The 22,028-nt window shown below is 71.6% G+C and carries 20 protein-coding genes and 2 tRNA genes; 16 read left to right on the top strand and 6 right to left on the bottom strand.

Going from position 1 to position 22,028, the window contains the following annotated elements:
* Positions 1-47: 47 nt before the first annotated feature.
* The 5 genes from K318_RS0105985 to K318_RS0106005 all read left to right on the top strand — a co-directional run bounded on the left by K318_RS0105985 (position 48) and on the right by K318_RS0106005 (position 5,237).
* On the top strand, positions 48-983 hold the full coding sequence (locus K318_RS0105985) for an ATP-binding cassette domain-containing protein (RefSeq protein WP_029088814.1): 936 nt from the start codon (positions 48-50) through the stop codon (positions 981-983).
* Entirely contained in the window at positions 980-1,708 is a 729-nt protein-coding gene (locus tag K318_RS24960) for an ABC transporter permease (RefSeq protein ID WP_029088815.1), read from the top strand. Before K318_RS0105985 ends, K318_RS24960 begins: the two co-directional genes overlap by 4 nt.
* A 35-nt stretch (positions 1,709-1,743) precedes the next feature.
* On the top strand, positions 1,744-2,931 hold the full coding sequence (locus tag K318_RS24965; protein ID WP_029088816.1) for a sensor histidine kinase: 1,188 nt from the start codon (positions 1,744-1,746) through the stop codon (positions 2,929-2,931).
* A complete protein-coding gene (locus tag K318_RS0106000; protein WP_245579779.1) occupies positions 2,922-3,572 on the top strand; it encodes a response regulator in 651 nt (216 codons plus the stop codon). Before K318_RS24965 ends, K318_RS0106000 begins: the two co-directional genes overlap by 10 nt.
* A 63-nt stretch (positions 3,573-3,635) precedes the next feature.
* Positions 3,636-5,237, top strand: a complete 1,602-nt coding sequence (locus K318_RS0106005) for an OmpA family protein (RefSeq protein ID WP_029088818.1) — start codon at positions 3,636-3,638, stop codon at positions 5,235-5,237.
* 76 nt (positions 5,238-5,313) lie between these two features.
* On the opposite strand, the gene K318_RS0106010 is transcribed toward K318_RS0106005, so the two are convergent.
* Positions 5,314-5,387 (bottom strand) — tRNA-Gly (locus K318_RS0106010).
* A gap of 151 nt (positions 5,388-5,538) precedes the next feature.
* Here K318_RS0106010 and K318_RS0106015 point away from each other — a divergent pair.
* The 7 genes from K318_RS0106015 (at position 5,539) to K318_RS0106045 (ending at position 12,032) form a co-directional block, all read left to right on the top strand.
* Positions 5,539-5,612 (top strand) — tRNA-Pro (locus K318_RS0106015).
* A 309-nt stretch (positions 5,613-5,921) separates the two neighbouring features.
* Positions 5,922-6,269: a YciI family protein gene (locus tag K318_RS0106020; protein ID WP_029088819.1), complete on the top strand. Its 348-nt coding sequence runs from the start codon at positions 5,922-5,924 to the stop codon at positions 6,267-6,269.
* A 28-nt stretch (positions 6,270-6,297) separates the two neighbouring features.
* Positions 6,298-7,593: an RNA polymerase sigma factor gene (locus tag K318_RS0106025; protein ID WP_029088820.1), complete on the top strand. Its 1,296-nt coding sequence runs from the start codon at positions 6,298-6,300 to the stop codon at positions 7,591-7,593.
* Between the two features lie 28 nt (positions 7,594-7,621).
* Positions 7,622-8,578: a hypothetical protein gene (locus K318_RS19780; protein ID WP_051297611.1), complete on the top strand. Its 957-nt coding sequence runs from the start codon at positions 7,622-7,624 to the stop codon at positions 8,576-8,578.
* 144 nt (positions 8,579-8,722) lie between these two features.
* A complete protein-coding gene (locus K318_RS19785) occupies positions 8,723-9,607 on the top strand; it encodes a type II CAAX endopeptidase family protein (RefSeq protein ID WP_084499768.1) in 885 nt (294 codons plus the stop codon).
* Positions 9,608-9,726: 119 nt separating this feature from the next.
* Positions 9,727-11,427 carry a DNA-3-methyladenine glycosylase 2 family protein gene (locus K318_RS0106040; RefSeq protein ID WP_029088821.1) on the top strand — a complete coding sequence of 567 codons (1,701 nt, stop codon included), beginning with the start codon at positions 9,727-9,729 and terminating at the stop codon, positions 11,425-11,427.
* The gene (locus K318_RS0106045; RefSeq protein WP_084499769.1) at positions 11,424-12,032 is read left to right on the top strand and encodes a methylated-DNA--[protein]-cysteine S-methyltransferase; all 609 of its coding nucleotides are present in this window, start codon (positions 11,424-11,426) and stop codon (positions 12,030-12,032) included. Before K318_RS0106040 ends, K318_RS0106045 begins: the two co-directional genes overlap by 4 nt.
* Before the next feature lie 27 nt (positions 12,033-12,059).
* Here K318_RS0106045 and K318_RS0106050 read toward each other — a convergent pair whose 3' ends face one another.
* Positions 12,060-12,518 (bottom strand): ribose-5-phosphate isomerase, encoded by a 459-nt coding sequence (locus K318_RS0106050; protein ID WP_029088823.1) that lies wholly within the window; start codon positions 12,516-12,518, stop codon positions 12,060-12,062.
* Between the two features lie 40 nt (positions 12,519-12,558).
* Positions 12,559-13,161, bottom strand: coding sequence for a mycothiol-dependent nitroreductase Rv2466c family protein (locus K318_RS0106055; protein ID WP_029088824.1), 603 nt, complete (start codon positions 13,159-13,161; stop codon positions 12,559-12,561).
* Between the two features lie 253 nt (positions 13,162-13,414).
* On the opposite strand from K318_RS0106055, the gene pepN reads away from it, so the two are divergent.
* The 3 genes from pepN to K318_RS19795 all read left to right on the top strand — a co-directional run bounded on the left by pepN (position 13,415) and on the right by K318_RS19795 (position 17,740).
* Positions 13,415-16,075: an aminopeptidase N gene (gene pepN / locus K318_RS0106060; RefSeq protein WP_035280740.1), complete on the top strand. Its 2,661-nt coding sequence runs from the start codon at positions 13,415-13,417 to the stop codon at positions 16,073-16,075.
* 74 nt (positions 16,076-16,149) lie between these two features.
* Entirely contained in the window at positions 16,150-17,250 is a 1,101-nt protein-coding gene (locus tag K318_RS19790) for a mechanosensitive ion channel family protein (RefSeq protein ID WP_084499771.1), read from the top strand.
* Positions 17,251-17,293: 43 nt separating this feature from the next.
* The gene (locus K318_RS19795; protein ID WP_245579780.1) at positions 17,294-17,740 is read left to right on the top strand and encodes a globin; all 447 of its coding nucleotides are present in this window, start codon (positions 17,294-17,296) and stop codon (positions 17,738-17,740) included.
* 32 nt (positions 17,741-17,772) lie between these two features.
* Here the strand turns inward: K318_RS19795 and K318_RS0106075 are convergent, their stop codons facing one another.
* Positions 17,773-18,534: a DUF8185 domain-containing protein gene (locus K318_RS0106075; protein ID WP_051297612.1), complete on the bottom strand. Its 762-nt coding sequence runs from the start codon at positions 18,532-18,534 to the stop codon at positions 17,773-17,775.
* A gap of 70 nt (positions 18,535-18,604) precedes the next feature.
* A complete protein-coding gene (locus K318_RS0106080; RefSeq protein ID WP_029088827.1) occupies positions 18,605-19,144 on the bottom strand; it encodes an acyl-CoA thioesterase in 540 nt (179 codons plus the stop codon).
* A 177-nt stretch (positions 19,145-19,321) separates the two neighbouring features.
* Between K318_RS0106080 and K318_RS0106085 the strand changes: the two genes are divergently transcribed.
* Positions 19,322-20,263 (top strand): acyl-CoA thioesterase, encoded by a 942-nt coding sequence (locus K318_RS0106085; protein ID WP_245579781.1) that lies wholly within the window; start codon positions 19,322-19,324, stop codon positions 20,261-20,263.
* Between the two features lie 76 nt (positions 20,264-20,339).
* Here the strand turns inward: K318_RS0106085 and ettA are convergent, their stop codons facing one another.
* Entirely contained in the window at positions 20,340-22,022 is a 1,683-nt protein-coding gene (gene ettA / locus K318_RS0106090) for an energy-dependent translational throttle protein EttA (protein ID WP_029088829.1), read from the bottom strand.
* Positions 22,023-22,028: the final 6 nt, after the last annotated feature.

Here is a 22,028-nt window from a genome sequence, read left to right on the forward strand (position 1 = left end):
CACTTTCGACAGTGGTGCGGACCCGCCCCCGTGACCAGCATGGAGTGATGATCTCCTATCAGGCGGTGACGAAGCGCTACGGCGGCAGGACAGCGGTGGACGATGTGACGGTCGAAGTGCGCGAAGGGCATGTGACGGGCCTGCTGGGCCCGAACGGCGCGGGCAAGTCGACGGCCATGAGGCTGCTCCTGGGACTCGACCACCCGACCTCCGGCACGGTGACGATCGGCGGGCTGCCCTATGCGCGGCTGCGGCATCCGCTGCGGACGGCGGGCGCGCACCTGGACGCGCAGTCGCAGCATCCGGGCAGGAGCGCGCGTGCGCATCTGCTGGGGCTCGCCCGGTACGCGGGCATCCCGGGACGGCGCGTCACGGAGGTGCTGGAGCAGGTGGGCCTCGAGACCGCCGCACGGCGCCGGATCGGCGGGTTCTCCCTCGGCATGAGGCAGCGGCTGGGCATCGCGGCGGCCCTGCTGGGCGATCCGCAGGTGCTGGTGCTCGACGAGCCGATGAATGGCCTGGACGTCGATGGGGTCCGGTGGATCCGCTCGCTGCTGAAGTCCTGCGCACGCGAGGGGCGGACGGTGCTCGTCTCCAGCCACCTGATGGCAGAGATGCACCAGACGGTCGACCGGGTCGTCGTCATGGGCAGGGGCAGGGTGCTGGCCGACTGCGCGACCGAGGAGCTGGTGTCCGCGGCCGCCGGTGCGGTGGTCCTGCGCACGCCTGATCTCTCCGGTGCGGGCGCGCTCGCGGCAGACCTCGGGAGAGCGGGCATGTCGGTGGACGAATCCCAGCCGGGAGTCCTCACGATCACGGGCGGGACGGCCGAGGGGATCGGAGATGCCGCCTACGAGCGCGGTGTCCGCGTGCACTCCCTCCAGGCGGCTCCGGCCACGCTCGAGGACGGCTATCTGCGCCTCGTGGAGGACGAGTTCGAGTTCAGGCGGCCGGCCGGATCGACAGCGGGAGGCCCGCGATGATCGGGGCGCTGCGGGCGGAATGGGGCAAGACCTTCTCGATCCGAACTCCCGTCCTGTGCCTCATCGGCACGCTCCTCCTCGTGGTGGTCACGGCGGGCATGCTGGGCAACGACTTCGTGCGGAGCATCGACATCGGGGAACAGGCCCCGGACGCGCGGATGAGCGCCGTGAGTGCGCTCGGACCCGCCGTTCAGTTCGGCCTGCTGACCTTCGCCGCCTTCGCGATGGCGCTGATCACCTCCGAATACCCGGGCGGAGGCATGCGGTCGACCCTGCAGGCACAGCCCCGCCGGGGTGTCGTGCTCGCGGCCAAATCGGCGATCGGGGCGGGCATCGGCCTCGTCTGCGGTTCTGTGACGGGCGGCATCGGCCTCGCGGTGAGCGAACTCGCGCTCGGCGGGCACAGCGCCCCCGCCGCCGAACCGGCCGCGCTCATCGCACTCCGCGTCGGGACGCTGTTCGCGGTGTCGGCGGTGCTGGTCATGGCCCTCGGCACGATCATCCGCAGCGCCGTGGGCACCCTGGCAGCCGCGGCGGCGCTGCTGGTCGGCATGCTGGCGCTGCCGCCGGCGGCCGGGATCTGGACGCCGGCGGGGGCCGCCGCGAAATTCATCGCGGCGGACGCCTCCGACTATCCTCCGAGCATCGGCCTGCTGATCGTCACCGGCTGGGCGGCTGCGGCCTATGCGGTCGCGTCCGTGCTGTTCGCCCGCCGCGACGCATGATGCCGCCGCTCTCACGACGGCCTACGCTGAGGCACATGTCCCTTCCCCTGCCGCGCCCGCTCCTAGCGGCCGCGTGCGCGGTCGCGGAGGTCGCGCTGGTGGGCTGGTGGGCGGCCACCGGGGCGACGGTCGTCTTCATCGTCCTGCAGCTCGCGCTCATCGTGCTCGTCTGGCTGGGGCTGCTCGCCGGCCGGTACCTCCGGTTCCGGCGCGAGCACGAGCGGACGCTCGCAGCGAACGCCGTCCTCGCCGACAGGCAGAGGCTCGCGGACGAGCTGCACGACGCGCTCGGCCACGATCTCAGCCTCATCGCGCTGAGGGCGGGCGGCCTCCAGATACGGACCACCGGCGCTGTCCAGGAGCAGGCCGCAGGCATAAGGCAGGACGCCGAGGCCGCGGTGGAGAGGCTTCGCGCAGCACTCGCGGCAGCACGCGAGCCCGCACCCCGCGAGTCCGTGAGTGAGATGATCGGCCGGCTCATCGCCTCGGGCGCCTCGATCACGCAGAGAGGCCGCGTGCCGGCACGACTGCCCGCAGCCGCGGAGCACGTCCTGCACCGGACGCTGCGGGAGCTGCTCACCAATGCGCTCAGGCACGCCCCCGGACAGCCCATCGCGATCGAGTACCGCAGCGGCGCGGACGTCCTCACCGTCGAGGTGCGGAATCCTCTGGCTGCGGGCCCCGCCCAGGACGAGTGCACGAGAGGGGACGAGCCCGGCGCTGGAGGCGGGAGCACCCCGGGCTCCGGACTCCCGGGCCTCCGTCGGCACCTCGGCGCGCTGGGCGGACAGCTCGAGACGGAGGACAGGGGCGGGGAGTTCACCGCGACGGCGCGAATCCCCCTGCGGCGCGAATCCGAGGCGGAGGCCGTGCGGACCGGCTCCTCGCCCCTGTCACGGACCCTGCGGTCCGCGGCTGTCCCCGCGCTCACGGCCGCAGGCCTCGTCCTCGGCTTCTTCACCTGGGCGGTCCACAACAGCACGCTCGAGGACCGGGACTTCGCCGAGCTCCGAGTCGGCATGACCGCCTCCGCCGCCGAGGAGCGGCTGCCCGGGCGGCAGGCCCCGGTGCACCTCGTCCCCGCGGCTCCGCACGAGGAGGGCTGGTCGTGCATGCGCTTCACCGACGGCAACTTCCCCCTCGGGATCGCCGTCTTCGAGGTCTGCTTCGACGACGGCGAGGTGGTCCGGCTGTCCGACCTGCGGAGGCGGCCGTGGCTGTGATCCGCATCCTCCTCGCCGACGACGAGGCCCCGATCCGCGCAGCTTTCCGCGCCGTCCTCGACTCCGATCCGGAGCTGTGCGTGCTCCCGGAGGAGGCCGCCGACGGCAGACAGGCCGTCTCGATGACGCTCGCCCGGCGACCCGATGTCGTGCTCATGGACATCCGCATGCCCGTGCTCGACGGGCTCGCAGCTCTCGGCGAGATCCGCCGCGCGCGCCCCGAGCAGAAGGTCGTCATCGTCACCACCTTCGGCGATGACGAGCTCATCGACCGCGCCGTCGGACTCGGCGCGAGGGGCTTCCTCACGAAGGCCGGGGACCCGTACGAGCTCATCCGCGGGGTGCGCGCCGTCGCGGCCGGGGGCGCCGCACTCTCCCCCGCCGTCGCCGGGCACCTCATGGACGCGCTCGGGGCCTCCCTGCCCGCCGCTCAGGCCGGCGACCGGCTGTCTGCGCTCACGGCACGCGAACGGGAGGTGCTGGTGCTGCTCGCGCGAGGCCTGTCGAATGCCGAGATCGCGGCGGAGCTCTTCCTCGTCGAGGGGACCGTCAAGGGATACATCCGCGGGATCTTCACTCGCCTGGGCGTCCGCAACCGGGTCGAGGCGGCTGTGCTCGCCCATCAGGCGGGGCTCGTGTGAGAAGGCACGGCGCTGTCCTGCTAGTGTCGATGTCGCCGCCGGCATCGGATTCGAAGGGCAACGATGAGGTTCTCGACGGACAGTCTTCCGGGACGCCCGGGAGGGCCAGCTGACTGCGCACGCGCCGGCAGGGATCGCACCCGGAGCTCCACGATTCCTCGCCGATCCGCACCCTTCCTCTCGGTTCTCGTCGCAGCGGCAGCGGTCGTCGGCTGCAGCGGGGCGCCGGAGCACACCCAGCCGGAGGAGCAGCCGGCACCCGAGACCGAGGTCGCCGAGCTCGCAATCGCCGGGCTGGGAGGCGACAGAGGCGTCGCCGCCGCCCTGTTCCCGATCGCACGTGAGGGCGACACTGCCACTCTGACCTTCGATCTGACGGCGAACGGGAGCGAGCGCGTGGACACGGCCACCGCCTTCGGAGCGACCGCCTCGCCTCCCCTCCGTCCGCCGGAGGCGATCCGGCTCTTCGACGCGAAGAGCGATCTGGTCCTCACCGCCGCGCTCGACTCGGAGGGCGCGCCGGTGAGCAATGAGGGCTGGCGCTATGCCGATCCGGACGGTCGGAGGGTGCAGATCGCCTTCGCGGCACCCTCCTCCGATTCCGTGGCCGTGATGCTCCCGGGAGCCGCCATGACCGCCGAGGTTCCGGTCATCGACGCAGAGGCGCCCGAGGCACCCGGCTACGACGCACTCGGCGCTGTCGCCGAGGACGTGTACGCCCCTGCCGATATCGCGGAGGCACCGGCTTTCGCAGTGGGCACCTACACCACCGAACTGGATGGTGCGGTCGCACTGCTCGACGACACCGAGCACGTGGAGGTCACTCTAGACACCGACATCCTCTTCGACTTCGGCTCCGCCGAGATCAGAGAGGGCTCCCAGCCGGCGCTCGACCGTGCCGCGCAGATCATCGACGCCCGTGCCGCCGGTCCCGTGCAGGTGACCGGCCACACGGACGATATCGGCTCGCATGCGACGAATCAGGAGCTCTCGGAGGACCGCGCCTCGGCGGTGGTCACGGCGCTCGCGCCGCGCCTGGCGAACGATCAGGAGCTCATCGCGGAGGGCAGGTCGTTCCGCGAACCCGTGGCCGACAACGACACGGACGCCGGCCGTGCGCAGAATCGGCGCGTGACCATCGCCATCGAGGAGCCCTCCGGACAGGCTGTCCGGGCTCAGGAGGAGGGCGAACTGCCCGAGTTCGATGCGGGTCCGGTCGCGAGCGGTTCCGAAGGAGTCTCGCTCGGCGACTTCACCGTGACAGCGCCGCGGGCGTACGAGCTCGGCGACTACCTCGTCGTTGAGCTGGAGGTGACAAGTCACGCGGCCGATGGGGCCCATCAGGGGAGGATGTTCTCGGGCGCCTGGTCGCATCGGGGCTCCGGGGCGCGCTATCCCTCCGGCGCCGTCTCAGGAGTCGCCGTCGTCGCCGGGACCACGAAGACCTACCCGGCCGATTACCTGTACGGCTCCACGGACACCAGCACCGAGCTCTGGGGCACCGTCTCCGATCTCAGCCGAGACGCCCAGCTCTTCGAGGGGCAGTCGCAGACCGCCAGCATCGTCTACGCCGGCGTGGAGGACGTCACCGAGGTGACCGTCCAGCTGGATCACAACCTCGGCAACGCGCCCTTCCGGCTGACCGGCATCCCCGTCGAACGCTGAGCAGCGGAAAGGCCTGAGCAACAGAAAAACCTGAGCCGCGACTTCCCGCTCTCAGGAACATCGCGGCTCAGGCCCGTGGAGGGGATGACGGGAATCGAACCCGCACCATCAGTTTGGAAGACTGAGGCTCTACCATTGAGCTACATCCCCGTGTGCGGAACAGACTCTAGACCAGGTCCGCGCACACATCCAAATCAGCTCCGGCCCTCGCGACCGCATGTGAGCCACCACACTACCGCAACCACCGGACACCGGCCAGACGGTGACACCCTCGCACGTGGGCTACTATTGACCGTGGTCACGGGGCGTAGCGCAGCTTGGTAGCGCATCTGCTTTGGGAGCAGAGGGTCGCAGGTTCAAATCCTGTCGCCCCGACAATGTGACATGACGGGAGGAGCCCCGGGATCCGCGAGATTCCGGGGCTCCTCCATGTCGCTCCGCTCATCGTGACGATGTCACAGCTCCCACGGTCCGAGAAGGCGGGGCGAGTTCGCCGTCTCCCCCCTGACCGCGGTCAGCACCCACGAGCGCCCCCTGCAGCAGTCTCGTCTCCGAATTCCCCTCGGCGATCTGTCGATCCTGCCCCGCCCCGTCCGTCATCATGGTGTCGGACCCTCCGGTTCGACATCCGCAGTCCGGTCCGAGGGCCGAGCGCCCCGGGCCGCGACCCTTCGAGGAGGAACGATGAAGTATGCACTTCTGCTGATGGGCCATGTGAATGATCCGGCGTGCGGCGAGGACGGCGGCGCGGATCCCGAGGAGTTCTTCGCGTTCGACAGGGAGATCACGGCCGCCGGCGTGGTGCTGGACTCCTTCGCCCTGGAGGATCCTGACCAGGCCGTCCGGGTGGGCACGGGGGACGACGGCGAGCGCATCGTCTCCGCGGGACCGTTCGCGGAGGTCCGCGAATTCGTGGGCGGCGCCTACATCATCGAGGTTCCGCACCTCGACGACGCGATCGCCTGGGCGAGAAGGAGCCCGGCCTCGGCCGCCGGCGGCCATGTCGAGATCCGCCCGCTCGCCCCGTACTGATCCCGGACCCGCCTCAGGCCCCGGGATCATGAGCCGCTCCGCCGGCAGCACCTCCTCCGCCGCAGAGGCGGAGGAGGCCCGGCATGCCCTCGCCGCGTTCGGCCCGGAGGCGAGAGCGCGGCTCCTCGCGCCCCTGGCACGGCGCTTCGGCGACCTCGGCCTCGCCGAGGACTCCCTGCAGGACGCCTTCGCGCAGGCCCTGCGGACCTGGCCGGAGACCGGTGTGCCCGAAACGCCGGCGGCCTGGCTCATGACGACGGCCCGCCGCCGGGCCCTCGACGCGGTCAGGCGCGAGAGAGTGCTCGCCCAGAAGCTCGCGCGCCTGCGCATCGAGGAGGAGCGCGCACCCTTCCCGTCCGCGGGCACCGACCCGGCCGAGACCGCGCTCACCGGCGGCGCGGGTCCGCTCGGCGACGACCGCCTCGTCCTGTTCTTCACGTGCGCCCATCCCGGCCTGCGACCCGAGGACAGGATCGCCCTCACCCTCCGCTTCGTCGCGGGCCTCACCACGGAGGAGGTCGCGCATGCCCTCCTCGTGCCCACCGCCACGATGCAGCAGCGCATCGTGCGGGCGAAGAAGCGCATCCGCACCCTCGGCATCCCGTTCACGACTCCCCCGCCCGAGGATGTGCCCGCGCGTCTGCACGGCGTCCTCCGAGTGGTCTGCCTCCTCTATGCGGAGGGCTTCGCGCGCTCGACCGGCGAGACCCATGTGCGCGACGACCTCACCGCCGATGCGATCCGCCTGGCCCGCGCCCTCCACCGGTCGCTGCCCGGTGCCGGCGAGGTCACCGGCCTGCTCGGGCTCCTGCTCCTCACCGAGGCCAGGCGACCGGCCCGTCTCGCCGCCGACGGCACCCCGGTCCCGTTGGCGCGGCAGGACCGGGACCTCTGGGACCCGGCGCTCATGGCCGAGGGGATCGCCTGCGCCGAGGCTGCGGCGACCTCGGCGCAGGCAGGCACCTATGCGATCCAGGCCGCGATCGCCGCCGTCCACGCCGAGGCCTCCTCCTCGGACGCCACCGATTGGCGCCAGATCGCCGTCCTCTACCGCATGCTCGAAGCCCACGAGCCCGGCCCCGTCGTGCGACTCGGCCGGGCCGTCGCCCTGGGCCGGGCGCTCGGAGCTGACGAGGGCCTCCGCCGCCTCGACGCCCTCGCCTCCGATCCCGTCCTCGAACGCTTCCGCCCCTTCCACATCGCCAGGGGAATCACCCTCGAAGAGCTCGGGGATGCCGAAGGCGCCGCCCGCGCGTACCGCCGCGCCCTCGCCCTCGGCGGCAATGACGCCGAGGACGAGTTCCTCACCTCAGCGCTCGCCTGAACCACCGCGGCGGCGGTAGCCTGGGCGGATGGAGCCTCCTCCCCTCCACTGGGCCAGCAGAGAGAAGACGGTCACGCTCGGCGGCAGGCCGCTCCGCCTCCGCCGCTGGGGCTGGTCGCGCGATTCCCCGACCGCCGCCGCGGAGATGGCCGCCGCCCGCATCGAGAAGCTCATCGCCGCGGGCGGGCCACTGCCCGAGGAGCACGGCCGGCGCAAGCAGAGCCGGGACGGTGCCGCGATACGGCGTCTCCACGACTACTATCCGGCCTCACCGCAGCGCGAGGAGGTGCTCGAGGAGGTCTGCGACGACGACGGCCGGCTCATCGCCGCGCTCACCCGCAATCGCTACGGCGCGCTCATCCTCAACACGGACGCCCTCCTCATCGCCGATGTCGACCTGCCGGAGCCGCAGACCCGCACCGGCGGCCTGCTCTCCCTGTTCCGCAGACGCGACCGCGGGGCCGGCTCCGCACACGAGGACGCCTCGGCCGCAGCGCTCGCCGCCGTCACCGCCTTCGCCGCGGACCATCCGGACCTCGGCGTGCGCACCTATCGCACACGCGGAGGCTTCCGCGTGTGCATCACCGGCAGCGGCGCCCGGCCGGGCTCGCCCGAGGCCGAGGCCCTGTTCAGCGCCCTCGGCACCGACGAACTGTACACGCGGCTGTGCCGCACCGCCGGCACCTGCCGCGCACGGCTCACACCCAAGCCCTGGCGGATCGGCTGCGGCCGGCTCCCGGTGCGCTGGCCGCCTGACTCCGCGACCGCCCGCCGTGCGTATGGGGAATGGGTGAGGCGCTACGAGGCGGCGAGCGCGAACCATTCCGTGTGCGAGATCGTCGCCGAGGCATCCTCCCCCGCCCTGGCCGCGCTCGCGCTCCCCGGACCCGGTTCCGCGCCCTCAGGACTCACTCCCTCCGAGATGCGGGTCCTCCGGCTCCACGACCTCCGCTCCGGGGTGGGCGCCGAGACGCCGCTGGCCTGAACAGTCAGGCCTCGAACCCACCGGTTGAACGATTTCTGTCGGATCGAGCGTCGCAGACCAACAGAAACCGCTCACTCAGAGGATTGGGGAGACTCGGACCACCCGCGCCGTGCCAGCCATGTCCCGCACACATAGGCTGGGGCCATGCCGGAACCCGAGGACCACGCAGCGCGGTCTGATGCAGCCCCGCGCACAGCCCGCACAGCCCCGGCCGGACCGCTCTTCGGACCTCCCGTCCCCCAGCGGCTGCTGAGCCCGGGAGGCCTGGCCGCAGCGCTCGTCGCCGCCGGCGCCGTGCTGATCTTCGCGCTCATGAGCCCATGGGGCTATGCGCCGCTGCTCGCGGGTGTGGTGCTGGGCTTCGCCGCCTCCCGCCCGCTGGGGCGCGACCTCGGCCTCATCGTCCTGGGCCTCGGCATCATCAGCACCATCTCCGTCGAGGCCGACATCTCGTGGCCGAACTTCCTCCTCATGGGCGGCGTGCTCACGGCCGCGGTCCTCGTCCCGTACGTCGTGCACCGCTGGGCCCTCCTCGATCATGCGATCCGGTTCCCCCGCAGACAGGGCCGGCCCTGGTCGCGGCTCGAATGGGGCTGGCTCGCCTTCGTGCTCGTCACCGCCTATCTCGTCCTGCCGTTCTACTTCCTCCGCTCCGGCAGCTACGAGAACTGGCCGGCGGTCTCCACCCCCAGCGAGATCGGGCGGCTGTTCGTCGGCGTCAACGCCGTCGGCATCTGGGACGAGCTCTTCTTCATCTGCACCGTCTTCACCCTGCTGGCCCGCCACTTCCCGTTCTGGACGGCCAATGCGCTCACCTCGGTCATCTTCGTGAGCTTCCTGTGGGAGCTGGGCTACCGCTCCTGGGGTCCGCTGCTGACCATCCCCTTCGCCCTCGTCCAGGCCGTGATCTTCACGCGGACGAAGTCGCTGCCGTACACGATCACCGTGCACCTGCTCTTCGACTTCGTCGTGTTCCTCGCGATCGTGCACGCACACCACCCGCACTGGCTGCCGATCTTCCTGTACTGAACGTCCCGCACCGCACACCCTGCACGGCGTCCGCGCACGGGCAACCGCCGCACGGTCTCGCCACTCCCATGTCCGATTCCCGCCAGCAGAGCCATCGTCGACGTGCTTGACTGGTGGACATGAGCACACGAGGGAGCACGGCGGCCCATGAGGCCGATCGGGTCTTCGCCGAACGCTACCGCGCCATCGCCGCCCGCGACCGCCGCTTCGACGGCCAGTTCTTCACGGCCGTCCACACGACGGGCATCTACTGCCGTCCCTCCTGCCCCGCGCGCACGCCGCGGCCGGAGAACGTGTCCTTCCACCTCACCTCCGCCTCGGCGCACGAGGCCGGCTTCCGCGCATGCAAGCGCTGCCTGCCCGAGGCCGCCCCCGGCACGCCCGCCTGGAACCTCCGCGGCGATGCGGCGGGCCGGGCCATGCGCCTCATCCAGGACGGGGAGCTCGACCGCGCCGGCGTCCCCGGGCTCGCCGCGCGCCTGGGCTATTCGCCGCGCCACCTCAGCCGCATCCTGACCTCGGAACTCGGCGCGGGCCCCCTCGCCCTCGCCCGGGCGCACCGCGCGCAGACCGCCCGCGCCCTCCTCGTCGGCACGGACCTCCCGCTCGCACAGATCGCCTATGCCGCGGGCTTCGGCTCCGTGCGTCAGTTCAACGACACGATGCGCGAGGTGTTCGATGCTGCCCCGTCCGAGCTGCGCGGCCGCGCGCGCACCCGGCGGGGCGCTGCCGCGGCGGAACCGCAGCTCGCTGCCGCATCCATCCGTGAGACCCCGGGCACGGTCCTCGTGCGCGTCGAGCTGCCCGTCCGCGCACCCTTCGACGCCCGCGGGGTCTTCGACTTCCTCGCGCGCCGCGCCGTCGTCGGAGTGGAGCATGCGGAGTCCCCCGCACCCGGGACGCTGCGCTATGCCCGGACCCTCTCGCTCCCCCACGGGCCCGGAGCCGCACGCCTGACCGCGGCGGCCCCTGCGGACAGCCCGGCGCATGCCGGCGCAGACGCCCGGGCCTCCGGCTCCTGGCGCGTGCACGCCGAACTCGAACTCAGCGACCTCGCCGACCTTCCGCCGGCCCTCGCACGCCTGCGCAGACTGCTCGACCTCGACGCCGATCCCGAGGCCGTCGACGCCGCGCTCGCCCAGGATCCCGCCCTGGCGCCCCTCACCGCGGCCGTCCCCGGCATCCGCGTCCCCGGCGCCGTCGACCCCCATGAGCTCGTGTTCCGGGCGATGGTCGGCCAGCAGATCTCCGTCGAGGCCGCGCGCACGCACCTCGGCCGTCTCGCAGAGGCCGCGGGTTCTCCGTACTCCTCCCGCTTCGCCGGCCTCACCCGGCTGTTCCCTGACGCCGCCGCAGTCCTCGCCGCGGTGGACGCCCCGGCGGAGACCGCACCGCTCGATCCCTCCCGGCCCCTCCGCCTGCCGCGCCGGGCGCTGACCGCCATCCGCACGGCAGCGCAGGCCCTCGACGACGGCACCCTCGCGGTGCACCCCGGCGCAGAGTCCTGCACTCTCAGGAAGGCGCTCACAGAGCTGCCGGGGATCGGCTCCTGGACGGCGGCCTACATCGCGATGCGAGTGCTGGGCGAACCCGATGCCTGGCTGCCGGGCGATGCCGCGCTGCTGAATGCCGCCCGCGGCCTCGGACTCCTCGGGCCCGCCGACGATCGGCCTCGGGCGCAGGCTCATCGCGCGCTCACCGCCAGCGCCGAGGCCTGGGCGCCCTGGCGCTCCTACGCCGTCATGCACCTGTGGCAGGCCGCGGGCGAACCCGCTGCCGCGCCCCGCACACCACCCACCCCGGAAGGACACCGCTCATGACCGCCGCCGCACACACCGCTGCCCGCCCGTGCCCCCCAGCCTCCGCCGACGCTGTCGCTGACACGGTCGCGTGCACCGTGGAGACCCCGGACGGCCCCTTCTCGCTCATCGCCGGACCGGAGGCGGTGCTGGCCTCCGGCTGGACCGCGGACGTCGAGGAGCTGCGGGTTCTCATCCACCGCTCGCTGCGGCCCGAATCGGTCCGGGTGCTCCTGGAGGCCGCACAGGAGGCCTCCGGCGCGGGATCCTCACTGCACCGCGCTGAGGCGATGGCGCACACCGCTGCCGAGGCCGTGCGTGCCTACTACGCCGGCGACCTGGCCGCGGTCCGCTCCGTCCCGGTGCTCCAGGCCTCCGGGGAGTTCCGCACGCACGCCTGGGAGGTGCTGCGCGATGTGGCGCCGGGAGAAGCGATCACCTACACCGAGTACGCCGAGCGCAGCGGCCGCCCGGCAGCGGTGAGGGCCGCCGCATCCGCGTGTGCGATGAATGCGGCGGCCCTCTTCGTGCCCTGCCACCGGATCGTCCGGACGGACGGCGGCCTCGGCGGCTTCCGCTACGGGCTCGCGGTCAAGCGCAGCCTGCTCGCGCGGGAGGCGAGCTGAGCCCTCCGGCCGGTCGCGGGCAAAGGCTCAGCGCGCCTCGTAGTCCGCGATCTGGCCGATGCGCCGGTTGTGGCGCTCGTCATCGGAATAGGGAGTCGCGATGAATGCATCGACGATGGCGAGCGCCTCGGCCTCGGGGTGCTGGCGTGCCCCCACCGAGACGATCTGCGCGTCGTTGTGCTCGCGTGCGAGCCGTGCGATCTCGGTGTTCCAGGCCAGCGCGCAGCGCGCGCCGGCGACCTTGTTCGCCGCGATCTGCTCTCCGTTGCCGGAGCCGCCGATCACGACGCCGAGGGCGTCCTCGCCTCCGGCCCGGGCCGCGACGACGCCCTCGGCGGCCGCGATGCAGAATGCGGGGTAGTCGTCGAGCGCATCGTATTCGGCCGCGCCGTGATCGACGACGTCATGGCCGGCTGCGCTCAGGTGGGCCTTGAGCGCCTCCTTGAACTCGTATCCCGCGTGGTCGGTTCCCAGGTGGATCTGCACAGTTGTTCCTCTCGGTTCGATGTGGTTCTGCGAAGGCGGGTCAGTCGAAGATCGGGTCGCTCGTGCGGGTGCGCTTGAGCTCGAAGAAGCCGGGCACGGAGGCGACGGCGAGCACGCCGTCGTAGAGCTGCCCGGCCTGCTCGCCCTTGGGCGCGGGCGTGACGACGGGGCCGAAGAACGCGATGTCGCCCACCGCGACGACCGGCGTGCCGACGTCCTCGCCCACCTTCGCGATGCCCTCGGCGTGGGAGGCGCGCAGCTGTGCGTCGTAGGTGTCCTTCTCCGCGTACTCGAGCAGCTCCGCGGGCAGGCCCAGCTCCTCGAGCGCCTCGGCCGCGACCTGCACCCAGTCGGTGCGGCCGCCCGGGTGGATCCGGGTGCCGATCGCGGTGTACAGGTCGCCCACGACGTCCTCGCCGTGTTCGACGCGCGCGGCCGTGACGATGCGCGCCGGCGCCCACGCCGCGTCCATCATCTCCCGGTAGTCCGCCGGCAGGTCGCGGCCCTCGTTGAGCACGGACAGGCTCATCTGGTGGAAGACGACCTTCACATCGCGGACCTTCTCGACCTCCAGCGCCCAGCGGGAGGTCATCCACGCCCAGGGGCAGATGGGGTCGAACCAGAGGTCGAGGGTGCGGGTCATGGGTGTCCTCCTCAGGGATCGCGCATGCAGTTCTCCGGCGGCACGGATCGCCGGTGCGCTCGCGGCCTCGCCGTGCGCGGTCCCGGCGCCGCCGGTGTCCAGCCTAATCGCAAACCGCCGCCGGGGAGGCGCACCCGGCAGGGGCGGCTGACGGCCTGCCGGCGCCGCGGCTCCCCGACGGAGCAGCCCCTCCATGACAGAATGTCGCACAGCGCACAGATGCCCCCATCACCTGCCCCACCGGAGGACACGCATGCCCCAGCACAATCTCACCCGTGCGGAAGCGCGGGCCAGGGCGGACGCACTCACGACGCACGGGTACGACGTCACGCTCGTGCTCGACCCCGCCCAGGACACCTTCCGCTCCGTGACCACCGTGACCTTCTCCGCGAAGGAGGGCGGCGAGACCTTCGTGGACGCGATCGCGGAGCGGATCGACGGGCTGGTGCTCAACGGGGAGACGCTGGACCCGGCGGCGCACGTGGGCGAGGGCCGCATCCGCCTCCCGCACCTGGAGCAGGAGAACACCCTGACGGTCGAGGGCCGGTTCCGCTACATGAACACCGGTGAGGGGATGCACCGCTTCACCGATCCGGTCGACGGGGAGACCTACCTCTACACGCAGTTCGAGGTCCCGGACTCGCGGCGCGTGTTCGCCGTCTTCGAGCAGCCGGACCTCAAGGCCACCTTCACCTTCACGGTGCTCGCCCCGGAGCACTGGACGGTCGTGAGCAACTCCCCCACCCCGCACTCCTCGGACGCCTCCGAGCTCGCCGCGGCACTGGGCGAGGACGCCGCGGGCATGCGGCTCTGGCAGTTCGCGCCGACCCCGCCGATCTCGAGCTACATCACCGCGATCATCGCCGGCCCCTACGCCTCCGTGCACTCCTCGCTCACGAGCAGCGACGGCTCCGAGGTGCCGCTGGGGGCCTACTGCCGCGCCTCGCTGGCCGAGCACCTGGACGCGGAGAACGTCTTCGCGGTCACCCGGGCGGGCTTCGCGCTCTACGAGGAGCTGTTCGACACCCCGTACCCCTTCGAGAAGTACGACCAGCTCTTCGTCCCCGAGTTCAACGCGGGCGCGATGGAGAACGCCGGGGCCGTCACCTTCCTGGAGAACTACGTCTTCCGCTCCCGGCCCACACAGGCGATGGTCGAACGGCGCACGGTGACGATCCTGCACGAGCTCGCGCACATGTGGTTCGGGGACCTCGTGACGATGCGCTGGTGGAACGACCTCTGGCTCAACGAGTCGTTCGCGGAGTACATGTCCACGCTCGCCACCGCGGAGGCCACCGAATTCTCCGATGCCTGGACCACCTTCTCCACCCTCGAGAAGTCCTGGGCCTATCGCCAGGACCAGCTGCCCTCGACCCACCCCATCGTCGCGGAGATCGCCGACCTCGAGGACGTCGAGGTCAACTTCGACGGCATCACGTATGCGAAGGGCGGCTCCGTCCTCACCGCACTCGTGTCCTATGTGGGCCGGGACGCCTTCTTCGCAGGCCTCCGCGAGTACTTCGCCGCCCACGCCTGGGGGAACACAGAGCTCGACGATCTGCTCGCTCCGCTCGAGCGCGCCTCGGGCCGGGACCTGTCCTCGTGGTCGCGGCTGTGGCTCGAGGAGTCCGGGGTGAACGTCATCCGCACCGTGCCCCGGCGCGACGGGGAGGGTGCTCTCACCTCGGTCACCGTCCTGCAGGAGCCCCACGTCCTGCCGGGGCAGCCGGTCCCCAGCCTCCGCCCGCACCGCGTGGGCATCGGCTTCTACCGGGCCGCCGAGGACGGCTCGGTGGCCCGCCTCGGCTGGCAGGCCGTCGACCTCGACGGGGAGTCCGCCGAGGCGCCCGTCCCGCCGGGCGCGGAATCCGCACAGATCGTGATCGCGAACGACGGCGACCTCACGTACGCCAAGGCCCGGTTCGATCCCGACTCCCTCCGGCTCGCCGCGGACCATCTCGCGGGCTTCGAGGACACCCTCACGCAGCTGCTCGTGCTCTCGACCGTCTGGGACATGGTCCGCGACGGCGAGCTCGCGGCCTCCCGCTACATCGAGATGCTCCTGCGGGATCTGCCCGCCGTCACCCACTCCTCGGGCCTCCTGGTGCAGCTGCGCCAGCTCGCGACCGCACTGGGCGAGTACGTGCCGCCGGCTGAGCGCACGGCCCTCCGCGAGCGCACCGCCGACCGCCTCCTCGCCCTCGTCCGCGGCGCGGACGGCGTCGCAGCCGGTTCCGACCAGCAGCTCCAGCTCTTCCAGGCGCTGTGCCGGCACGCCTGCACGGAGGAGCACTTCGCAGCGCTCGAGGAGGCGCTCGCCGCAGTGGAGGCGGCGGACGGAGCCGAGCCTCCGCACGTGCACGGCCTGCCCGTCGACACCGACCTCGCCTGGACGGTCGTCATCGCCCTCGCAGGAGCGGACCGGCTCGACGAGGGCCGGATCTCGGCCCGGCTCGAGGCCGACGGCACCGCGGCCGGACAGCGGCATGCGGACACCGCACGGGCGGCCCGCGCAACCCCCGAGGCGAAGTCCCGGGCCTTCGTCAGGCTCGTCGAGGACCGGGAGCTGCCGAATGCGCGCATCGCCGCGCTCGCGCAGGGCTTCGCCCGAGGCCTGCAGCTCGACTCGGGTGAGTCGATCGCCGCGACGGCACCGCTCACGAGCTTCCGCCGCGAGTACTTCGACCGGGTCACGGGCTGGTGGGAGACGCGCACCCTCGAGATCGCACAGACGCTCACCCTCGGCCTCTACCCGCCGTCGACCGCGAGGACCGCAGCCGCCACCGAGGAGTGGCTGCGCACCCATCCCAAGGCGCCCAAGGGACTGCTGCGCCTCATGCGGGAGAACCTCGACGGCGCACAGCGGTCGCTGCGCGCGCAGCATGCGGCCGGGTCCGTGCAGGCAGGGGGCTGACGCAGGCCGGGTGGCCGGCGTCACAGACCGCATTCGGCACGGGTTCAGCCTCGCCTCGTACGGTGGGACGCAGTATGGCTACTCAGACCGCGACACCCACGTCCTCGCCCACGCCCGTCCCCGATCCCTCCGGCGCGCCCTCACCGGCGGAGACGATCTCCGTCGAGGAGGTGCAGCGCGTCGTCGAGGACTCCGCCTCCTCGGGCTGGGAGTTCCTCCTCGGCACCCCGCTGCGGGTGACGGTGATCCTCCTCGTCGCGATCGTCATCACATTCGTGGTGCGCCGGCTCATCCGGAAGTTCGCGAAGTCGATCGCGACGGGCGGCTCGCGGCGCAAGCTGGGCGAGACGAAGAAGAAGTCCGTGACGACGGACTTCCTCAAGGTCGATCCCTCCGTCCGCGAGCGGCGGGCCCAGCGGGCGAACACCGTGGGCTCCCTGCTCCAGTCCATCGCGACGATCGTCATCTGGCTCATCACCGGCATGACGGTGCTCACGGAGCTGGGCTTCAACCTCGCACCCGTGCTGGCCTCGGCAGGCATCGCCGGCCTCGCCCTGGGCTTCGGCGCCCAGACGCTCGTGAAGGACTACCTCGCGGGCTTCTTCATCGTCATCGAGGACCAGTACGGCATCGGGGACTACATCGACGCCGGCGAGGCCGAGGGCACCGTCGAGGAGGTGGGGCTGCGGACCACGAAGCTCCGCGGGCTCGACGGCACCCTCTGGCACGTGCGCAACGGCGAGATCCTCCGCGTGGGCAACTACTCGCAGGGCTGGGGTCAGGTGGTCCTCGATCTGCCCTTCCCCTACGACACGGACGAGGCCGCCGCGGAGACCGTCATCAGGGACGTCTTCACCGAGCTCCGCAAGGATCCGGAGGTGGACCGCAGCATCATCGAGGAGCCCGAGGTGCTCGGCATCCAGGACATCACCGGCGAAGCGGTCACGGTGCGCGCCCTCATCAAGACGACGCCGGGAGACCAGTTCGCGGTGGGCCGGCAGTTCCGGGCCGCCTTCAAGCGGCAGCTCACCGCCCACGGCCTCGCCATCCCGTGGACGCAGCAGACCGTCCTGCGGACGTCCCCGGCACCCTCCCCGGCGGACCGGCACAATCAGGAGGAGCACCACGGGGACGAGGCCGAGCACAGCCGCCAGCCGGAGAAGCAGGAGCAGTGAGCCGGCCCCTCCCTCCCGACCCCGGCACCTGAGGAGAGAGCACTTGGCAGTCAGCAGCGTTTCCCTGCACACATCGCCGCGCCCGGACAGCGTGTACGCCGCCGTGGGCGGACACGAGACCTTCGCCGCGCTCGTCGACGCCTTCTACGCGAGTGCGGTCGAGGACGCTCCCTTCATCGCCATGTACCCCGAGGGCACGGAGATCGAAGGGGCCAAATGGCGCCTGTGCGCCTTCCTCGAACAGTACTTCGGCGGCCCCACGACCTACTCCGAGCAGCGCGGGCACCCGCGTCTGCGGATGCGCCACATGCCCTTCGCGGTCACGCCCGAGGCCCGTGACCGCTGGCTGCACCACATGCGCGGCGCACTCGACAGCATCGAGCTGCCGCCCATGTACGACGAGCTCATGTGGGACTACTTCCAGCGGGCGGCCGCGGCCATGATCAACCAGCCCGGTGAGGGCCGACCGCAGCCGAGCCCCCTCATCTGAGCGAGACGCTCGCTCACCGGGTGAGCCTCTGCTCATCGCGTGAGGATGTGCCCTCCCGGCAGGCTCAGCCGGGTCCAGACCCCGCAGCGGAGCACCTGCGCCCGCACCTGGCGAGGCGGCTGGGCCTCTCCCGCGGGTCCCCCCGCTCCCCCGGGTCCTCCCAGGAACCCGAGGACATAGGCGCCGAAGGCCGCACCCGCGCTCACCGGAGTGCTCTCCGCACCGGAGGCGCCCCCGGGATCCGCCGAGACCTCGGCGGCGGTGCGCGCCCACACCTGCCGGCGCAGGGCGTCGACGGCATGGGCGCCGGCACCGGCGGGCGTCCCCTCCGCGACCTCGGCGATACCGGCCTCGGCGGCGGCCGTGAGCAGGTCCGCGCCGAGCGAGCCCACCGGCTCCCAGGGGCCGCGGGGCGGGGCGATCCCCGCCCAGACGGCGCTCACCTCGACCGGCGGCACAGCGACCCCCGCGGGGGCGCCGCCATCCTTCTCCGCTCTGCCGCCGGCCTCCGCCTCCAGGCGCGCGAACCTGTCCAGCAGCGCACGCGCCTCGACGACCGCATCGAGGCCGTCGTGTGCGGAATCGGCCAGTCGCAGCATCCGCATCCCGAGCACGAGCGGCATGGAATCGCCGAGGCCCCCGGGATGCAGCGGCGCGGCTGTGAGCACGAGAACGTCACCGGTGACGGAGAGGCGGATCGCGGTGTCGGCATCCGCGTGCTGCGCACGGGAGACGAAGGTGCGCCAGTCCCCCAGCGCGGCGGGATCGGCGGGCACGAGGAGGCCAGAGGACATCGGTTCTCCTTGGGGCGGCGGGGAGATCGGGGCGAGGCGGGCGGAGCTCAGACGTGCCGCAGGGGCACAGTCAGACGTGCCGCAGGGGCACGGGCGCGGTGAGCGCCGGTTCCAGGCGGGCGCGCTCGTCCTCGCGGATGCGGCGCGCCCTCCCGGTCTGCGAGTCCACGAACACGACGACCGTCTCCGCGACGGTGTAGGCGGCCGAGCCGTCGGGCTCCCCGATGACGTAGCCCACCGTCATCGAGACCGGGGAGACCGCGGAGACCACGCAGTCCACCGCGACGGGGCCCTCGCGGTAGGGAATCGGCTCCCGGTACTCGATGCGGTGGGAGAGGACGAGCAGATCGGTGTCGCCGCTCGCATCCCCCAGCACCCCCGGGAGCGGATCGCCGAGCACCGCTCCGCCCGCTCCGGGAGTGTCCACGGGAGCGGCGTCGCGGGCGGCGGTCGGCGAGCCGAAGGCCCGCACCCGGGCCTCCTCGAGCAGACGCAGCTGCGTCACGTTGTTCACGTGCCCGTAGGCGTCCATGTCTCCCCACCGCAGCTCGATGAGCACACGGGTGAACGGGGCGGGGAGGACGGGACTGCGGAGCTCGGGATGGGTCATGGCGCCCATCCTGCCACTCCCGCAGGCAGAACCCCATCTCAGGGGAGGAGTGCGGCCTCCGCGCCCGGGATCATCACCGACTGAACGGACGCTCTACAATTCGGGAGGAACCCCCGGGTGCGCGCTCAGCGCCCGGACAGAACGAGCAGCGCCGACAGGGACGGAGCCCGAGACAGAGTGAAGACCGGAGAGAACGCTCACCGCGCACACGGCGCGGCAGACGACGCGGACGCGACCGCGGAGAGCACGGAGAACATCGCGGCCCTGAGGCGGGTGCTGGACCTCGAACCGCTCTCGGCGCCGGGCGTCGGCGGGGAGGAGCACAGCTTCCTCGGGTGGAACCAGCCCAAGCCGGGCGGGCGGCTGTTCGGCGGGCAGGTGCTGGCGCAGTGCGTCATGGCGACCTCGGCCACCGTCGCCGAGGACCGCCCCATCCACTCCTTCCACGGCTACTTCCTGCGCGCGGGCGCGGTGGACAAGGAGCTGACCTTCGGCGTCGACGTCCTCCGCGACGGCCGCTCCTTCTCGGCCCGCAGGGTCCAGGCCTACCAGGACGGCCAGCCGATCTTCACGGGCATGGCCTCCTTCCAGGACTCGCAGGAGGGCGCCTCCCATCAGGACGCGATGCCCGAGGACATCCCCGGTCCCGAGGAGCTCGCGAACCTCGCACAGCAGCTCTCCGGGCACCAGCACCCCCACCTCGAAGGCTGGGTCTTCAAGCGTCCCTTCGAGATCAGGCCGGTGGAGCCGGCGATCCAGGCGGAGTTCCGGGGAGAGCAGGTGGCGCTGTCGCGGTTCTGGGTGCGGCCCATCTCGCCGTTCCGCGGGGACCGGGTGAGCAGCGCTGCCGCCGTCGCCTATGCGAGCGACTACAGCCTGCTCGAGCCGACGCTGCGCCGGCACGGCGTCCCGTGGTACACACCGGGTCTGCGGATGGCGAGCCTCGACCACGCGATGTGGTGGCACGCTCCCATCGACGTCGACGACTGGCTGCTCTTCGACTTCTCCGCGCCCCGGTCCGGCGGCGGCAGGGCGCTGGGCGCCGGCCGCGTCTTCTCGCGCGACGGCGTGCTCGTCGCCAATGTCGCCCAGCAGGGCATGGTGCGCATCCCCGGCTGAGCACGCACGGCAGAGCGCCTCGGGCCCGCACGGATCCTTGAGGATCCGTGCGGGCCCGAGGCGTGAGGTGCCCGCGTCAGTCGCGCGTGAGGCGGCGGTGGGTGACGCGGTGCGGACGCGCAGCCTCCTCGCCGAGGCGCTCCACCTTGTTCTTCTCGTAGGACTCGAAGTTGCCCTCGAACCAGTACCAGTTCGCGGGGTTCTCCTCCGTGCCCTCCCACGCGAGGATGTGGGTCGCGACGCGGTCGAGGAACCAGCGGTCGTGGGAGACGACCACGGCGCAGCCGGGGAACTCGAGCAGGGCGTTCTCGAGCGAGCCCAGGGTCTCGACGTCGAGGTCGTTCGTGGGCTCGTCGAGCAGGAGGAGGTTGCCGCCCTGCTTGAGGGTGAGCGCGAGGTTGAGGCGGTTGCGCTCACCGCCGGAGAGCACACCGGCCTTCTTCTGCTGGTCCGGTCCCTTGAAGCCGAACGCGGAGACGTAGGCGCGCGAGGGCATCTCGACCGCGCCCACCTGGATGAAGTCGAGGCCGTCGGACACGACCTCCCACAGCGACTTGTCCGGGTCGATGCCCGCACGGGACTGGTCGACGTAGGAGATCTTCACCGTCTCGCCCACCTTGAGGTCGCCATCGTCGAGCGGCTCCATGCCCACGATGGTCTTGAACAGCGTGGACTTGCCCACGCCGTTGGGCCCGATGACGCCGACGATCCCGTTGCGCGGCAGGGAGAACGAGAGGCCGTCGATGAGCGTGCGCCCGTCGAAGCCCTTCTCGATGTCCTTGGCCTCGATGACGATGTCGCCCAGGCGCGGTCCCGGCGGGATCTGGATCTCCTCGAAGTCGAGCTTCCGGGTCTTCTCGGCCTCGGCGGCCATCTCCTCGTAGCGGGCCAGCCTCGCCTTGGACTTCGTCTGCTTGGCCTTGGCGTTGGAGCGGACCCACTCGAGCTCCTCCTTGAGGCGCTTCTGCAGCTTCTGGTCCTTCTTGCCCTGGACCTGCAAGCGCTCCTGCTTCTTCTCCAGGTAGGTCGAGTAGTTGCCCTCGTAGGGGTAGAGGTGTCCGCGGTCGACCTCGGCGATCCACTCCGCGACGTGGTCGAGGAAGTAGCGATCGTGGGTGATGGCGATGACGGCACCGGGGTAGGTCGAGAGGTGCTGCTCGAGCCACAGCACGCTCTCCGCGTCTAGGTGGTTGGTGGGCTCGTCGAGGAGCAGCAGGTCCGGCTTCTCCAGCAGGAGCTTGCACAGGGCCACGCGGCGGCGCTCACCGCCGGAGAGGTGGGTGACGGGGGCGTCTCCCGGGGGGCAGCGCAGCGCGTCCATCGCCTGTTCGAGCTGCGAGTCGAGGTCCCAGGCATCGGCGTTGTCGATCGCCTCCTGAAGCTTGCCCATCTCCTCCATGAGGGCATCGAAGTCCGCGTCCGGGTTCGCCATCTCCTCGGAGATCTCGTTGTAGCGGTCGAGCTTGCCCTTGATCTCCCCCACGGCCTCCTGGACGTTGCCCAGGACCGTCTTGTCCTCGTTGAGCGGCGGCTCCTGGAGGAGGATGCCCACGGTGTAGCCGGGGCTCAGCCGGGCCTCTCCGTTCGAGGGCTGGTCGATGCCCGCCATGATCTTGAGGATGGTCGACTTGCCGGCGCCGTTGGGGCCGACCATGCCGATCTTCGCTCCGGGGTAGAACGACATCGACACATCGTCGAGGATGACCTTGTCACCGTGCGCCTTGCGCGCCTTGTGCATGGTGTAAATGAACTCTGCCATAGTGGC

This window comes from Brevibacterium album DSM 18261, assembly GCF_000426445.1.
Classification (GTDB): domain Bacteria; phylum Actinomycetota; class Actinomycetes; order Actinomycetales; family Brevibacteriaceae; genus Brevibacterium; species Brevibacterium album.

Bases quoted from the DNA above. Each gene is read 5' to 3' on its own strand.
- K318_RS0105985 (WP_029088814.1), top strand. From the start codon at position 48: ATGATCTCCTATCAGGCGGTGACGAAGCGCTACGGCGGCAGGACAGCG.
- K318_RS24960 (WP_029088815.1), top strand. From the start codon at position 980: ATGATCGGGGCGCTGCGGGCGGAATGGGGCAAGACCTTCTCGATCCGA.
- K318_RS24965 (WP_029088816.1), top strand. From the start codon at position 1,744: ATGTCCCTTCCCCTGCCGCGCCCGCTCCTAGCGGCCGCGTGCGCGGTC.
- K318_RS0106005 (WP_029088818.1), top strand. From the start codon at position 3,636: ATGAGGTTCTCGACGGACAGTCTTCCGGGACGCCCGGGAGGGCCAGCT.
- K318_RS0106020 (WP_029088819.1), top strand. From the start codon at position 5,922: ATGAAGTATGCACTTCTGCTGATGGGCCATGTGAATGATCCGGCGTGC.
- K318_RS0106025 (WP_029088820.1), top strand. From the start codon at position 6,298: ATGAGCCGCTCCGCCGGCAGCACCTCCTCCGCCGCAGAGGCGGAGGAG.
- K318_RS19780 (WP_051297611.1), top strand. From the start codon at position 7,622: ATGGAGCCTCCTCCCCTCCACTGGGCCAGCAGAGAGAAGACGGTCACG.
- K318_RS19785 (WP_084499768.1), top strand. From the start codon at position 8,723: ATGCCGGAACCCGAGGACCACGCAGCGCGGTCTGATGCAGCCCCGCGC.
- K318_RS0106040 (WP_029088821.1), top strand. From the start codon at position 9,727: ATGAGCACACGAGGGAGCACGGCGGCCCATGAGGCCGATCGGGTCTTC.
- K318_RS0106045 (WP_084499769.1), top strand. From the start codon at position 11,424: ATGACCGCCGCCGCACACACCGCTGCCCGCCCGTGCCCCCCAGCCTCC.
- K318_RS0106055 (WP_029088824.1), bottom strand. From the start codon at position 13,161: ATGACCCGCACCCTCGACCTCTGGTTCGACCCCATCTGCCCCTGGGCG.
- pepN (WP_035280740.1), top strand. From the start codon at position 13,415: ATGCCCCAGCACAATCTCACCCGTGCGGAAGCGCGGGCCAGGGCGGAC.
- K318_RS19790 (WP_084499771.1), top strand. From the start codon at position 16,150: ATGGCTACTCAGACCGCGACACCCACGTCCTCGCCCACGCCCGTCCCC.
- K318_RS0106075 (WP_051297612.1), bottom strand. From the start codon at position 18,534: ATGTCCTCTGGCCTCCTCGTGCCCGCCGATCCCGCCGCGCTGGGGGAC.
- K318_RS0106080 (WP_029088827.1), bottom strand. From the start codon at position 19,144: ATGACCCATCCCGAGCTCCGCAGTCCCGTCCTCCCCGCCCCGTTCACC.
- ettA (WP_029088829.1), bottom strand. From the start codon at position 22,022: ATGGCAGAGTTCATTTACACCATGCACAAGGCGCGCAAGGCGCACGGT.